Raw genomic sequence first — 15,349 nt, 5'->3', positions numbered from 1 at the left:
TGCTACGCTATTTGCTTGCTGAGTCAACGGCTGCCCCTCCTTTCTTTACTTGTGTTGAATAGATCTCCTGATAAAGCGGACAGCTTTCCAGCAGTTCGCTGTGGGTTCCGCAGCCAGCTATCTTTCCATCATCCATCACCAGAATTCGGTCGGCATCGATAATCGATGAAATCTTCGACGCAATCACAAATGTTGTTGTTTCTTTGAAGTCCGATTTTAATGCCTCGAGAACAATTGCTTCTGAACCGGCATCAAGTGCAGAGGAGGCATCATCCAGAACCAGAATGGACGGCTTTCTGACAAAAGCTCTGGCAAGGGCTAACCGCTGCTTTTGCCCGCCTGACAAATTGGACGCGCCCTGCGTTAACCGGTGGCCAAATCGATTTTCGAATCTCTCAATAAACTCCGCTGCACATGCCTGTCGGGACGCCTCAGCAAGCTCTTTGTCACCGGCGGAAGGATTACCGAAGTGAAGATTGCGTTCAATGCTTCCGGAAAATAATATCGGCTTTTGCGTAACATAGCCAATTGATGCACGAAGTGAGTCCAGCTTCAGGTTCTTGATATGAATGCCGTCGAAGAGAATGTCACCTTGATCCGCATCATAGAGCCTTGGCAGCAGCTTTCCTAATGTAGTTTTCCCGCTTCCAGTTGGGCCGATGATACCGATCTTTTCTCCCTTTAAAGCGGTAAACGAAATGTTTTTCAAAACCTGTTCCCCATTCTGGCTGTAGGAAAAAGAAACATCCCGAAACTCGATCGATTTTTTTACGCCTGACGTGCTTTCTTGATGCTCCATCGTTTGAATGTGGTTTTCTGTTTCCAATACCTGCTGAATCCGACCGGCTGATGGAAACGCCCGCATCAATTGCATAATGACCATACTGCTTGATGTTAACGCCATTAAAATAATATTTAAATAGTTGATAAAAGCAAGAATCACTCCCACTTGTACAGTGTCTCCGTTTACCTCGATAACACCCATTAAAAGCGAGATCACCACGCCAGCATTGATTACAAACATAGAAGCGGGCATCATAACAGTAATGATTTGTTCGGCCGTTATGGTCGTTTTCATTAGTGAATGATTTACTTGTTGGAACAAGCTAACTTCATAATCCCGGCGTACAAATGCTTTAACTACCCGTATGCCTGTAATGCTTTCCTGGAGTTTGGTATTAAGCTGGTCAATTCCATCTTGCACTTTCCTGAACCAGCCTCCGGCTTTTCTTGAAAGAAAAATAATAAAAAATAAAAGAATAGGAATTAAAACCAGTAAAATTGGAAAAAGCTCTGGCGCCTGAAAAAAGACGATTACACTGCTTCCAATAAAAAGAAGCGGACCTCTCACAAAGCTGCGAAGTGTCATCATGATAGCGGATTGCAGCAGCGAAATATCACTTGTCACGATAGTAAGCAATTTTCCTGTGCCCACTTCGTGATAGTTTTCATTTGAAAATTGCCCGATTTGCTTGTAAACATCCCGCCTAATATCAGTAGCAGTATTTACTGATGCACGGGTGCTGTAAATGGTGCACCCTGCCCCGCAGGCCAGCCCGACAACCGCGGCGCCAGCCATCAGTAAGCCTATTTTCATCACATAAGACATGTCATTATTTGCAATTCCGCTGTCAATAATTTTTTGCATCATAAAAGGCTGCAGAAGATCCATGGTGACCTCTAGCGCCATCAGCAACGGGGCCAGCATCATAAAAAACTTGTACGGTTTTGTATAAGCTAGCAGGTTTTGAATTGATTTCATTTGCTGTCCCCTTGCCGCTCACTTTGTTTTTTTGCTTTTGTTTGAGACCAATGAATTAAATTTTCTTTTCCGCTTTTAATCATTTCCGCAAGCTCCGGCGCAAGGGAAGGATTGTGCAGTACGCTTTTCATAGCGTGTTGAAACTCCAATTGGAATTTTTCCATTTCTTCTCGGATAAGCACCGCTTCCTTTGACTGTTTCCATAACAAACGGAGACGCCATTCCTCCCAAAATACTTCGTCTTCATCATGGATCATCTGTGCAAGAAATGTTAAACCGGCCTCGGTTAGCGTGTATACTTTTTTATCTTTTTGCTCGTCGATGGAAATTAGCCCTTTTTCACACAAATCCTGTAAAGCAGGATAAACGGTTCCAGCACTCGGCGAATAAACCCCTTCGCTTCGCTTTTCCAACAGCTTCATCACTTCATAGCCATGTCTGGGCTGTTCCTTAAGCAGTTGAAGCATTGCGGCTTGAATCAGCCCTCTTCGTTTTTGGGACTTCGTTTTTTCCTTTACATGAAGCGGCTTTTCGTAAAAGCAACGTGCTTTTTTTAAGCCTTTTTTTGTAATAGAAAATGTCCCTTCTCTGTTTGCAATCAGTTCTTCCTCCAGTAAATAATCGACAATGTCGTCAGCATATAATACTTCCTGGCTTAACTGCTGCAATACTTCTTCTCTGTCTGTTTCCTTGCGGCTGATATACGTAAGAACCGTCACAATATCCTGCTTTTTAAAATCCGACATGTAACATCCTCCTATCTAACTATTACGATAAATTTTAATCGATATAACGATGTGTTGCAAGAAGTATAGCGAATTACTTTTCCGACATATGATCGCTCAGAAAAGATATTCCTTTGTTAGAAGGTTTTTTTGATTTTCAGCCAGTATTAGCTATTCAGCATGCTAACTTAAAATGGAAAAACACAGAGCTCAAGCACTTTCATTTTTATAAAAAAATTTATACATACAAGCTAAGATATCATCAGCCCATTAAAGCAGACAAACGAAACAACAAACCTGGATATTCGGTGCTACGTCTGTCATCACTCTATCTTCTTCCCTATCAAGCTGCACCTCTCATTTATCATCAGCAAGATTAACCTTCAAATAAAGTTTTATTCATGGCCTATTCCCCTTTTGAATAGGATAGTGAGATTGCGTATGAAGCAGAAATTGTACATGTACTTGGAAATAACATATGTATATAGGGTTTTATCATCTAACTGGTGAGGGAATTTGTACAATACATACAGAAAAGCAAGAGTAGATTAGATAAGGAGAATGTTATGAAGAAAATAATTTTATGCTCTATAGCCATTCTGCTTCTTACCGGCTGCAGTTATGGTACGGAAAATTATACTACCAGAACACTAAACAATATGACATATGTAAGCAAAACAGAGATTAAAAAAGAAACAGCTTTTATCTTCACGCAGCCTAATGGTGTAAGACGAGAACTTTACTGGAATAACTATAAAGATTCGTTTCTTGTGGAGGGTAAAAAATATGATATTCAGTTTGTGGTGGATGACAAAAAAGCAGCTGACCGGATTGTACAAATTGAATTATCAGATTCTATAAAAGAGGAAGATACAAATGATTAAGCTTATGTTCCTTTTATTCATCGCTGCAACAGTGCTTCAGGTTTACCGCATCATGGAGCATTAAAAACGATTATTTGATAGCTCTTACAAACAAAGCGCAATAAAAGGATTAAAAAAGACAAACACTAACTTGAAGTATTTTAATGCTATACGAAAGCCTAATTAAGTTATGCCCAAGACATTATACTAACTCTATTGATCTTTTACATTTATTTAGGAAGAAACCTGTTTGGGGGCTACTTTTACACAGCAAGCTTGAAATAGGGATTCCGGGTGAAAAGATAAAAATAAGAGAACCGCTTTTTCAAAACGGCCTGACCCTTCATTTATATATTGCAGGAAAGTTTCTTGGTTGTTTTTGATGATCGTTTTCCTTTTTTTAAAAATTAATTTGGGAAAATATTATCACCTACTCCTTCCGGGACATATACCATTATCAATAAACAGCGAAATTTCGGCGGACCATTTGGTGCGTTTTGGATGGGGTTATCAAAGCCTCATTATGGAATACATGGCACAAATAACCCTTCTTCAATCGGAAAAGATGTCTCACATGGGTGTATTAGAATGTTTAATCATGATGTTTTAGACTTATCTTCTAGAGTACCTGTGGGCACCAGGGTTTCCATTCATAAATGATCCGTCCCAATCACTATCTAAGCTTAGATAAGCGTTACTTACCTGTTCGAGTGTACTATTGATCTAACAAATTATAGTTTTACAGTTTGAATCGTTGCTGAATATAAATGAAGTAGATAGAAGCTCTCCTATTTTATGACTTAAAGGCAATGGTCATTTTCAAGCAACTATTCCTGCCTAGAATAGTTGTTTTTTCTGTTCAATTGTTTAGACGAACTCTGAGTAATAGTTTTTCATAATTTTCCTAGATCGCTTCTATTTGTTTCAGCATATTATGTGAGTACTTATTTAATAAAGGAGTGAAATCGCGTGCCACCACAATCTCCTCCGCCATCATTTATTCCGCGAAAGCCTTTTTCTGGAGACTATATGATAGACTGTGTATTTCAAAATACTTATGTTTGGCTAACAAACGGAGAAAGCTTCTGGTTTTACCCAACACGTATCGAGTATGGTGAAGTCTCTGGATATAGATGGAACGGTTTTTACTGGGTATTTTACGGTATTGATCCGAGATTTATTGATGTTGTTGTTTGCTATCCTACCCCTACCCTTTACTAAAGAAAATTTCCTTGTGGGAAGTAAAAACCACAAGGCTTTTTTATTTGTAGTTACCAAAAAACCCTTTTACTTAACATGTTCGGTTAAATATTGAGGAGGGGAAGCCCCTCTCGCATCGATTAAGCAGCTCCGTCCTGCTCATCTACTTCTCAACTCTTCGAATCACCCTCCTCACCTGACCAAGTCTGCCCTCTTGTTATTCATTTTTCAGGTGTAATAAATCAATAAGTATAACTCTTACTAAAGAGGGTATATACTTTTTAAGACCCTCATTTGATTCTTTACGCGAATTTTTCTCCATTCCTCACAAGGTAAAGAGAAATTTTGGTGAGAGGTGATGAAATGAGAAGAATTCAAGGAATACCAAAGTTGACTTCCTATCTGAAAGCAGTAAACTATCCACTTACCGAGAAGGAAATTCAAGATCTAATCGGAAATAAGAAGCTCCCACACAAAAAACTAGTAAATAACATCATCATTTTTGATTTAGATCAAATTGATTGGTGGATAAATCACAATCGAACAAAAGAGTTATGATGAGCCTCGCTTTTTATAGCGGGGCTCCACTATTTTCTAAGCAGCGGTCTTTATGGACGAATTGCTGATAAAGGATTACATTTTCACCATTTGTTCATTGCTGAATAAGCTAAAATTGAAAGACCTTTCTCTTACCTTGTAATCAGAAGGCAGTTCGTTTTCGAGCAATTATCCCTGCCCCGGATAGTTGCTCTTTTTTGAATTAGTTAGTTTGACGTCACTGTTAGCTTAAAGGATTATATTTACACAGTTTGAGTCGTTGCTGAATACAATGAAATAGATAGAACTTCTCCTATTCCATGATCTAGAAGGCAGTGGTCATTTCCAAGCAACTATTCTTGCCTAGAATAGTTGCTTTTTTTTTCAGTAGTTTGGACATACTGATGATTAAATTTTGCTAGAATATGATGATTCAAGAATATTGTTTGTTACCTCTCCTTTCCGAGAATATCTAAAAAGGAGGAATTATAAAATTTTCTATTCTATCAAACCAACAATTAATCCAGGCCTATAATCAGGCGAAAAAACTAAATCTTGATGAAAGATTTATCGATATGCTCAAAAAAGAAATCGAGGCAAGACATCTCTTGAATGAAGCAGAACCTTCTGATGTTTGAAGTATCAGAGGGTTTGTTACGTATATAGAGTGCTTACATGGCAGTTTCGGTCAACTGTTAAGGAGGGAAGGCCTCTCCTTATTGATTAAGTAGTTCCCTCCTGCTAGTTTTCCTTTTTTGTATATTAACCTCTTCGACCCACTCTCTTAGTCTTGTCAAGGTTGATCCCTCCTTTGAATAGTTTTATTAGTACTGGTCTTAGTACTAACAATGGTATTAATTAACGATCATTTGTTTGGACGTACTGTTAATGAACAGTACGATTTTGTTTTCCTTATCATCTCCTAAATGTTTTAAAATTGTATTGCATCCATTTAATTCCTCCTATATTCTTTTAATAGATATAAAGGGGGACACCATAGATGGGCAAAATTTTTAAGTTTGGATGCTTAGGTATCATTGGAATTATCGTTTTAATGATTGTTCTTGCTATAATCGGTTACAATGGAATGAATAATACTGAAGAAACGATTACTAGAGAAGATGCTGCACCAGCATCAACTAACGAAACAACTAAGGCTACAGACGAAACAGAAGGACTAACTCAAGAAAAGTTCGGTCAAATCCAGGAAGGCATGACCTATGAAGAAGTGGCCGACCTTATTGGTCATGAAGGCACGCTGATTTCTGAAACAGGCGAAAAAGGCACTGACCTTCACACGGTTATGTACCAATGGGAATCGGCAGACAGCGTACTTGCTAATGCCAATTTCATGTTCCAAGGTAATAAACTCATGAGTAAAGCACAGGCTGGACTTGGTGAAGGTGCTAATTCCGATGTAAAGATTACTTTGGAAGAGTTTACTGAAATCACTAATGGTATGTCGTATTCAGAAGTCCAAGCGATTATTGGCGGTGAAGGTGAATTAACTTCAGAAACTGGCGCAAGCGATGATCCTCTTAGAACAATCACGGTTACTTATTATGGAGAACCACTTGGATCAAACGTAATCTTAGTTTTTATGGCGGATAGATTAGAATCTAAATCGCAATTCGGATTAGAGTAGAGCTCTGCAATCGCAGAGCTTTTTTATTTCTCAATGACAGATATACGATTTAAGAAGGAGAGTGAAATATGGATTCTTTAATCCACAGTTTCTATCTGTTGCTAAGAAGGAGAAGTCCCTCCCATATTGATTAAGCAGCGCCATCCTGCTCATTTTTCTCTTTTTATCGATACCCTCCTTCGAACCACTCTCCTAATCTAATCAAGGCTGCCACCTGGGCATACAGAAAAAGCGACTTCAAAAAATGAATTGTATGTATCTCCGGCTAGAGATGATATAAATACAGGAAGCAAGAAAAAGCCTTTAAAAACAATACAGAAAGCAGTTAATCTAGCAAAACCCGGCACAACTATTTATGCAAGAAAAGGTATCTATAAAGAACAGGTGATTATATGGAAATCGGGATTAAAAAACACCGCCATTGTTGTTAAAACTTATTCCAATGAAAAAGCGACCATTGATGGGAGCGGCCTTAATGTGTCATGGGATTATCAAGGTTTAGTGTCAATTCTTGACGCCAGTTATGTGACAGTGGAAGGGTTTGAAATTAAAAATTACAAAACAAAACAAGAAGACTTAATAACAATTGGCATTTCAGTCGGCGGAAGTGGAAAAGGCATCCGCATTTTAAAAAATCATGTCCATCATATCGAAACTCTTCATAAAAACGGGAATGCCCACGGGATTGCCGTGTACGGAACAAAAGCACCTGAAGCGATTGAAGATATTTTCATTTCAGGCAACAAACTAGAAGACATGAAATTGGGATGGAGTGAAACGCTGGTATTAAACGGGAACGTATCGAACTTCGAGGTTACAGACAATATTATATGACGAAACGATAATATAGGAATTGATATTATCAGGCTTGATGGTATATCCCCTGTTGAAGCGTTTGATCAGGCCAGAAACGGAATTGTCCGCGGCAACACGGTTTACCAAATATCCAGTTATGGAAATCCAGCCTACGGAAACGACTATTCCGCTGGCGGAATTTATGTAGATGGTGGAAAAGAGATCCTGATTGAAACTTATAATGCTGGAAAACAAAGAAATCAAGAAGAAATTCGTTTTTTAAAGAGTGTATCTGGTGTGTTTCTTTTTTAGCTTGCTCCGAAAGCCGCTCTTTTGAAAAAACAGCTTTAGGGACTGCGTAGCGTGCGGCCGGTGGTTAAGCTTTTACTGGTGCTCCACGAATAATACCTAATACCTAGAGGAATTTGACTTTCAAAACCATAGCTCAACAAACGTTTCATTTGACTCCAGTGCCAAAAACGTTTTTTCTAGAATATAAAGAGTCTCACAATAGTAATGTGCTCTAAAAACTGAATGTAATTTATAACTTGATTAATGAAAAAGAATGTTCATAAAAGCAGAAATCGAGGGTAAATGTATTAAAGCAGCTACACCCCAGTAATAAGAGGACAGATGCTTAATGAGGAGGCTGGATCAATGAGTATATATAAAAAGCTGAGCCCCGGCGAATTTGATCATATGATCAATTATCCTGTTTATACAAACGATCCAAAACAGCTAAATAAAATGAAAACTGACTTCCTGGATGCTTCTATAAAAGCTTTTGGAAAACACAAGTATAGCCGGTTAAAAGAAGGGTCACGCAAGGTAATAGAGAGAATATGTATAACTGCAGCTGACCGCGGTTTTTTCTATATAAAGAGAAAAGATTTTTTAAGCAGAAACCATATTTCCGATAAAACCCTTCGCAACATAATGGCTACTCTTCGTGAAGCAGGTGTAATCGTAACGATCTACCAGGGTTCCCTTACGCATAATGGACGCGGCGAGCCCATCCACCTTTTTATTGACCACCCTTATTTTTCTTATTGGAGAGATTCTCTGGACCTACAAGAATATTTAACACGCAATGAAAAAGATTGCGAGCTGTAGGGATTAAGAAAGCTATTTTATGAATAACACCCTGAGCCAGCTGTGTATCGGAGTTAGTACAAACCTGTTGTATTTATGCACCTTTTAAATCGATGCTGGCACTGACAAATAAATCGAGTTCTATGACGAACGGATTAAAGCAAAACGAAAAGGCATGAATCCGGTAAATACCAGACTCACGCCCAACAAGCTGATTAACAATATAACGTGCCCGGGTCACTTTAAAAAGAAACCCTGGTTATTCACGTTTCATTATCCAAAATACAGCTTCACTTATACCTGCTTATTTACGTTGTTTTTTAAACAACGCCCTGCATGATCATGGCATCCGCCACTTTAAGGAAACCAGCGATGTTAGCACCCACTACAAGGTTATCTTCATAGCCAAATTCAGCAGCTGCTTCTTTTGATTGTTTGTAGATATTTTTCATAATGTCGTGTAGTTTGGCATCTACTTCTTCAAATGACCAAGGCATCCGAGCGCTATTTTGTGCCATCTCAAGAGCAGAAACAGCTACGCCGCCTGCATTGGCTGCTTTTGCCGGAGCAAAAAGAACGCCATTTTTCAAGAAAATATCAATCGCTTCAAGGGTAGAAGGCATATTCGCTCCTTCGCCGACCGCCTTCACACCATTATTCACAAGCTGCTGGGCTGATTCCGCGTTGATTTCATTCTGTGTTGCACACGGAAGCGCAATCTTACATGGAATTGACCAAATGCCTTCGCAGCCTTCTGTATAAGTTGCAGTCGGATGGAATTTCACATATTCACTGATACGCTTGCGTTCTACTTCTTTCAATTGCTTAACAGTAGCAATGTCAATGCCGTTTTCATCATAAATATAGCCGCCGGAATCCGAGCATGCAACAACCGTCGCGCCAAGTTCTGTCGCTTTTTCCATTGCATAAATCGATACATTCCCCGAACCAGATACCACAACCGTGCGTCCGTTAAATGTTTTTCCTTTATCACGCAGCATTTCATCTACAAAGTAAACTGTTCCAAAGCCTGTCGCTTCCGTACGCGCAAGGCTTCCGCCATACGAAATCCCTTTTCCTGTTAAAACACCTGCTTCATAACTGCCGCGCAGACGTTTGTACTGGCCAAACATGTAGCCGATTTCACGTGCACCGACACCGATGTCGCCAGCTGGTACGTCAACATCTGGTCCAATATGGCGGTAAAGTTCCGTCATAAAGCTTTGCGTAAAACGCATGACTTCATTGTCTGATTTTCCTTTCGGATCAAAGTCAGATCCGCCTTTGCCGCCGCCAATCGGCTGTCCTGTCAATGAGTTTTTAAAAATCTGCTCAAACCCGAGGAATTTAATGATGCTTGCATTAACAGACGGATGGAAGCGAAGACCGCCTTTGTACGGGCCAATCGCACTGCTGAATTGAACACGGAAGCCGCGGTTAACCTGTACATTGCCATTGTCATCTGTCCAGGGTACACGGAAAGAAATGACACGTTCCGGCTCTACCATGCGTTCTAAAATATTATGCTCAATATATTTTGGGTATTTTTCAAATACTGGCGTTAATGATTCGAAAATCTCTTGAACCGCCTGATGAAATTCATTTTCGCCAGGATTGCGCTTTTTAACGATTTCAAATACGTGGTTTACGTATTGCTTAGCAGCTTGCTTTTCCGGTGTTTGAATATCTGTGATTGTCATCTTTACTAGCTCCTTTGTGCATAATGAACAAATTACTTAACATGTTTTCATTATGTTCTGAATAATTCACACTTTCAATGCTTTAAAAAGATGGAATCCATATCATTTAAAGATCAATTTGTTCAATTTCAAAATATTGGAATGTTTCATGTATCTTTATCGATATTTAATTTCTTTATTCCGGTTCAAGGTTTCAGCTCTCTCCTATAGCTTTACTCAAGGAGAAGGATATTATCCACCCTCCCTTTTAACATCACACTCTTTTGAATAATATGTTATTATCTGGTGATTTTAAAATCCAAGTTTAATTAATCATTTGGGAATAATTCAAATACATAGCATGATTCAACTAGTTGTGGAGTCTGATGGATACCCTCAAGGATCATTTAAAAATATAAAGGAAAAATTTATAACTGATTATGCTTGTGTTTAATCCTATATCCTTTAACTTAAACATTATTATCCAACAATATACAATTTATAGATATTCGGAAGGATAAAATAAGAAAATCACTTAGTCCTTTTATATTAATACTTATTTTAGGACTGCTTGGATATAGTAATCCCACAGCTATGGTCATACCCAAGCATATAACTTTGGATGGAGTGGTTGAACATTGTGAAAACAAGGGAGATAAAATCGATGGAAAAACGCAAAGTGTATACTTTTATAGGTCAGTCCTCGATTTGTCATGTAATAACGGGGGGCTTCGTTAATAGAAGTTGTGTTATAATCCCTGTAAAAAGAAAGTAATAAGTGAGGATAAATGAATGCAACCGCTTGAAAATTTTGCTGAGTATTTAATTCAAAATGCTGAATCAATAAGTATAGAAATTGTAAATTACAGTATAAAAAATGTAGAAATTGAGTTACCAGTGGAACTTATTGAGAGCTCAATAACCACCAATATCGATTTTTTGGAATTACTGGGAAATACAATGAATGTAACGGACGAGATAGTGGAACGAGAATTTATTCAATGGTTTAAACAAAAACAGGAGGAATCTCAAGCTCAAATGAAGTCTCATCCTTCTGTTTACGAGAATCTCTCCAGTATTATAAAGCCCTATGCGGAAAATCGTCGTCGATTAATCAGACTAATAAGTAATGTTTCAATTGAACAAGGTCTTTCCACAGAAGAAATCCTTTTCGTAAATGAACGCATCAATTATTTGCTCGATTTAAGTATGACTCATACTTTTATTGAACGGGAACAATCAGCAAATGAAACAAATAAAAAAAATCAAAAAGTAATAATGGAATTGTCTTCACCAGTTGTGCCTTTACAAGATGGCATGGCTATTCTCCCATTAATCGGAGAAGTTGATTTGGATAGAAGTGAACATATCTTAAATAATGTCATACCTCAAATTAGCCAACTAAACATTGAGTGTCTGATCATTGATTTTTCAGGATTGGTTAAAATTGATACTGAGATTGCCAGTCGGATTTTTAGTATTTATCATGTTCTTGCATTGTTAGGAATAAACGCGGTATTCACAGGGATACGACCCGATTTAGCGACAACGGTTGTAAGTGCCAATATTAACTTTTCTTCTTTAAAAACGTTCGCTACCGTACGACAGGCTATACTTAATGACTTCAAACATTAATTTGAATTACTACCCACTTACTTTAAAATAACAAAGCTCAGGAGCAATATTCCTGAGCTTTGTTAGTTCCAGCCATTCTCCCTCGTTTCCTACACACTAGAAAACACCATAGTTTCGTAGTTAATAAATGAGACGTTTATCCGTCGAATTATGAGGAAACAATCAATATAAGTAGAAAAAAGAAAGAAGGTGACAGGATGACGACAAAATTACAGCGCTTTTTTTCAAAAGTACAAAGCGGTACGGAACAATTTCTGTCCCAAACAGCTCCTTTTGACCATCCGCTTTTAACCCTCATCCGGACTTCTCTTCAGGAACAAAAAGAAACTCTTGATCAGCTGCTGCCCGAGTTGAGTGAGGAAAAAGAAGCTGAGCTTCCAACAGTAAAAGAGTTTATTAGTATCGTCTACCACAATCATGAAATCGCTCTGCCTTTATTTGAAGCATGGAAGCGAGCTAACGATTGGATGAATCTCCCCTCGAAAGCAACAGCCGAAAAGCTGGAGCCCCTTTTTCCGGAAATGAAAAAAGCGCTCGAAGAGGCAGCCATGGAGCTTGAACATATTTATGGAAAAGAAGACATCAAATTTGTGGTACCTTCTTTTTACATCCCTACAATTCGATAGGAGGTTTTAAAAATGGCCTGGGAAAAAGAACGGATTGATCAAAATGTCTACAGCCAGGGAGAAGTGGATAAGTGGGTATACAGCACCTGCAATATTTGTTCGGTAGGATGCGGCTGCTATACTGCTGTTAAAGACGGGAAAATTGTTGGCATTAAAGGAAACGGCGAACACCCAATCAACCGTGGCCGGCTTGGCCCAAAGGGAGAAAACCAATGGCATGCCAATAATGCACCCGACCGACTGACAACACCATTAGTTCGAAATGAAAAAGGGAGGCTTGAGCCTGCTACGTGGGATCAAGCAATGAATCTTATTGTAGAAAAAGCCAAGCAGTCTATGAATGAAAAAGGGACAAACAGCATTGCCATTTATTCGACCGGCCAGGGCTTTTTAGAAGATTATTATACAATTGCCAAAATCGGACGGGCCGGCTTGCAGACCCACCTGCTGGATGCCAATACGCGGCTTTGCACCGCGACAACTGAGTTTTGTCTCCTGCAGTCGTTCGGAGCCGATGGGACACCCGCTTCTTTTGATGATATAGATGAAACAGATACCTTAATGCTGTTTGGCCACAACGCAGCAGAAACCGGTACTGTTTTGTTTGAACGCATTATGGAACGCAAGAAAAAAACCGGTAAACCCTACATAATTGTCGTAGATCCACGAAAAACGTTAACGGCAAAAGAGGCTGACCTTCACCTTCAGCTTTACCCGGGAACTAACGTGGCTCTTTTAAATGGCCTTATCAATGAAGTACTGCAGAATGGGGAAATTGATCACGATTTTATCAAGGAACACACGATTGGTATAGAGAAGATGCGTCTTCCTTTACACGAATGGACGCTTGAGAAAACTGCTGAAGTGACGGGTATTTCAGTAGATGTGCTGCAAACAGCAGCGGATCAGTTGGGCAAGACTGCTTCCCTTGTCACGACCACTCTTCAGGGAACATTCCAAAGTGCTGATGCCACCACTGCCTGTGTAGCTATTAATAATCTGCATTTAATCCGGGGTCTGATCGGCAAATCCGGCTGCGGTCCTCTTCATATGGCCGGCCAACCCAGCTCTTCCGCTAACCGGACAGCAGGCGGCGTAGGTACATACCCGGCACACCGCAATCCGATGAATCCTGACCATATCAAAGAAATGGCCGAACTGTGGAATGTCGACATGATGACTCTTCCCGTTGGGCCTGAGAAAGGAATTGAGGAGCAGATCTCCATGATTGAAAAAGGGGATATTGGACTTTTCTGGAATATCGGCACGAATTCTATGGTCTCTCTTCCTAACCGGCAGCGGGCCAAAAAAGCAATGGAAAGGACTTTTGTAGTAGTACAGGACCCGTTCCTAACAGAAACAACCGCTGTAGCAGATGTCGTTCTTCCTGTTGCGATGTGGGGAGAAAAAGAAGGAACGATGGAGAATGCAGATCGAACCATCAATTTACTGCGCAAAGCTGTTGAACCGCCAGAAGGTGTAAAATCAGATTTTGAAGTTCTTCTCGACTTTGCTAAGCGAATGGATTTTAAGGACAAAGACGGCGAGCCTTTAATTCAATATTTAACACCTGAAGAATGCTTTAAAGAATTCAAACACATTTCTAAAGGGCGGCCTTGTGATATGAGCGGTATCACATACGATAGATTAGAATTGCAGAATGGGCTCCGCTGGCCAGTACCGGATGAACATTCACTTGGAACAACAAGACTTTATGAAAATTTTCAATTTCCTACAAATACGGATTACACACAAAGCTTTGGCAAAGACCAGTTTACAGGGCGCGCTTTGACAAAGAAAGAATATGAGGATAAGAATGCGAATGGCCGTGCCATTCTCCACCCAACCCGTTATCTGCCGCCGGCGGAGCAGCCAAATGAGGACTTTCCGCTCTGGCTGACAACAGGCCGCCTTGTCTGGCACTGGCATACCCGGACTAAAACAGGCCGCTCACCTTACCTGCATGTAGCGGCTCAGCACGGATATGTAGAAATTAACGAGGAAGACGCTGAAAAGCTGTTTATTCTTCAGGGAGAATTAGTCCGTATTTCTTCTCCGCGCGGATGGATTGAAGTGCCGGCCCGAATTGGAGATACTGTCCAAAAAGGATTGGTCTTTGTCCCCTTCCATTTTGGCAGCTGGGAGAAAAAAGAAGCAGCAAACGAGCTGACGGTTGATTTCGTTGATCCGCTTTCCAAGCAGCCAACCTTTAAACAAGCCGCCTGCAAAATTGAAAAAATCCGCAGGGAACATCAGGTTTCAACTGGTGAGTCCCTTGACTTCATTGCAGAACAATATGGTTTGTCAACAGAAGACCTGCAAAAAGCGAACCGTTTAAAGGATCCTTATAAAATACAAATGGGAGACCTGCTGGAAGTTCCGCTGTCAGTTATAAATGTCCCACTGAAGCCTTACATGTCGTATCGTCAGAAAATGTAAAGATTAAATGCTTAAGATCTTTCAAATGATTGGACTGTACTCTTTGTACATAAAAGCAGCAGAGAAGCCAAACTTCCTCTGCTGCTTTTATGTAGAGCTTAATAACCATGATAGAAATTTTCCCTTTTGTGGTTTACCTTCTCATCACAGCGGGTAAAAGACCTATCGTGGTAACTTCCCTGCCACTTCCAAAATGTTTCAACCCATTGTTACATAATCAGTTTTTTGCTGCGGATCTTTCCGCGGCTCTTTTTTTATGCATAGCGTCCGTTGCGAGATTATTTTTGCTTTAAAAGGCGCTCGTTATTGAAAATAAACCTGCACAGCACCATTTTTACGCACGCGAGATTT

13 protein-coding genes and 1 pseudogene are annotated in these 15,349 nt (G+C 39.7%); 10 read left to right on the top strand and 4 right to left on the bottom strand.

Annotated elements, in window-relative coordinates:
* Window positions 1–7 precede the first annotated feature (7 nt).
* Both VP97_RS14710 and VP97_RS14705 read right to left on the bottom strand, forming a co-directional pair.
* Complete coding sequence (locus tag VP97_RS14710; RefSeq protein WP_050182667.1) at window positions 8–1,762, bottom strand: ABC transporter ATP-binding protein; 1,755 nt, start codon at window positions 1,760–1,762, stop codon at window positions 8–10.
* Window positions 1,759–2,508 (bottom strand): PadR family transcriptional regulator, encoded by a 750-nt coding sequence (locus VP97_RS14705; protein ID WP_050182666.1) that lies wholly within the window; start codon window positions 2,506–2,508, stop codon window positions 1,759–1,761. The genes VP97_RS14710 and VP97_RS14705 overlap by 4 nt, the downstream gene beginning before the upstream one ends.
* Before the next feature lie 545 nt (window positions 2,509–3,053).
* Here VP97_RS14705 and VP97_RS14695 point away from each other — a divergent pair.
* From VP97_RS14695 to VP97_RS14665, 7 genes and pseudogenes are all read left to right on the top strand, one after another.
* Complete coding sequence (locus VP97_RS14695) at window positions 3,054–3,371, top strand: membrane lipoprotein lipid attachment site-containing protein (protein WP_050182664.1); 318 nt, start codon at window positions 3,054–3,056, stop codon at window positions 3,369–3,371.
* A gap of 393 nt (window positions 3,372–3,764) precedes the next feature.
* Window positions 3,765–4,010, top strand: a pseudogene (locus tag VP97_RS14690) (L,D-transpeptidase); the annotation flags it as partial.
* A 903-nt stretch (window positions 4,011–4,913) separates the two neighbouring features.
* A complete protein-coding gene (locus VP97_RS14680; RefSeq protein WP_050182699.1) occupies window positions 4,914–5,108 on the top strand; it encodes a hypothetical protein in 195 nt (64 codons plus the stop codon).
* 464 nt (window positions 5,109–5,572) lie between these two features.
* A complete protein-coding gene (gene sda / locus VP97_RS24755) occupies window positions 5,573–5,725 on the top strand; it encodes a sporulation histidine kinase inhibitor Sda (protein WP_082220378.1) in 153 nt (50 codons plus the stop codon).
* A 362-nt stretch (window positions 5,726–6,087) separates the two neighbouring features.
* Window positions 6,088–6,732, top strand: coding sequence for a DUF3862 domain-containing protein (locus VP97_RS14675; RefSeq protein ID WP_050182661.1), 645 nt, complete (start codon window positions 6,088–6,090; stop codon window positions 6,730–6,732).
* Between the two features lie 249 nt (window positions 6,733–6,981).
* Window positions 6,982–7,566 (top strand): DUF1565 domain-containing protein, encoded by a 585-nt coding sequence (locus VP97_RS14670; protein ID WP_050182660.1) that lies wholly within the window; start codon window positions 6,982–6,984, stop codon window positions 7,564–7,566.
* 618 nt (window positions 7,567–8,184) lie between these two features.
* The gene (locus VP97_RS14665; RefSeq protein WP_050182659.1) at window positions 8,185–8,640 is read left to right on the top strand and encodes a hypothetical protein; all 456 of its coding nucleotides are present in this window, start codon (window positions 8,185–8,187) and stop codon (window positions 8,638–8,640) included.
* Between the two features lie 73 nt (window positions 8,641–8,713).
* Here the strand turns inward: VP97_RS14665 and VP97_RS23915 are convergent, their stop codons facing one another.
* Window positions 8,714–8,860, bottom strand: coding sequence for a hypothetical protein (locus VP97_RS23915; protein ID WP_156153509.1), 147 nt, complete (start codon window positions 8,858–8,860; stop codon window positions 8,714–8,716).
* 79 nt (window positions 8,861–8,939) lie between these two features.
* Window positions 8,940–10,319 carry an NADP-specific glutamate dehydrogenase gene (gene gdhA / locus VP97_RS14660; RefSeq protein WP_050182658.1) on the bottom strand — a complete coding sequence of 460 codons (1,380 nt, stop codon included), beginning with the start codon at window positions 10,317–10,319 and terminating at the stop codon, window positions 8,940–8,942.
* Between the two features lie 771 nt (window positions 10,320–11,090).
* On the opposite strand from gdhA, the gene VP97_RS14655 reads away from it, so the two are divergent.
* The 3 genes from VP97_RS14655 to VP97_RS14645 all read left to right on the top strand — a co-directional run bounded on the left by VP97_RS14655 (window position 11,091) and on the right by VP97_RS14645 (window position 14,998).
* Window positions 11,091–11,933 carry an STAS domain-containing protein gene (locus tag VP97_RS14655; protein ID WP_050182657.1) on the top strand — a complete coding sequence of 281 codons (843 nt, stop codon included), beginning with the start codon at window positions 11,091–11,093 and terminating at the stop codon, window positions 11,931–11,933.
* A gap of 197 nt (window positions 11,934–12,130) precedes the next feature.
* Window positions 12,131–12,559 (top strand): hypothetical protein, encoded by a 429-nt coding sequence (locus tag VP97_RS14650; protein WP_050182656.1) that lies wholly within the window; start codon window positions 12,131–12,133, stop codon window positions 12,557–12,559.
* A gap of 12 nt (window positions 12,560–12,571) precedes the next feature.
* Window positions 12,572–14,998, top strand: coding sequence for a molybdopterin-dependent oxidoreductase (locus tag VP97_RS14645; RefSeq protein WP_050182655.1), 2,427 nt, complete (start codon window positions 12,572–12,574; stop codon window positions 14,996–14,998).
* Window positions 14,999–15,349: the final 351 nt, after the last annotated feature.

The organism is Domibacillus robiginosus (genome assembly GCF_000966195.1).
Taxonomy (GTDB): Bacteria; Bacillota; Bacilli; order Bacillales; family Domibacillaceae; genus Domibacillus; species Domibacillus robiginosus.
Note: the sequence above shows the minus strand (reverse complement) of the source record. Positions and strands in the feature narration are given on the sequence as shown.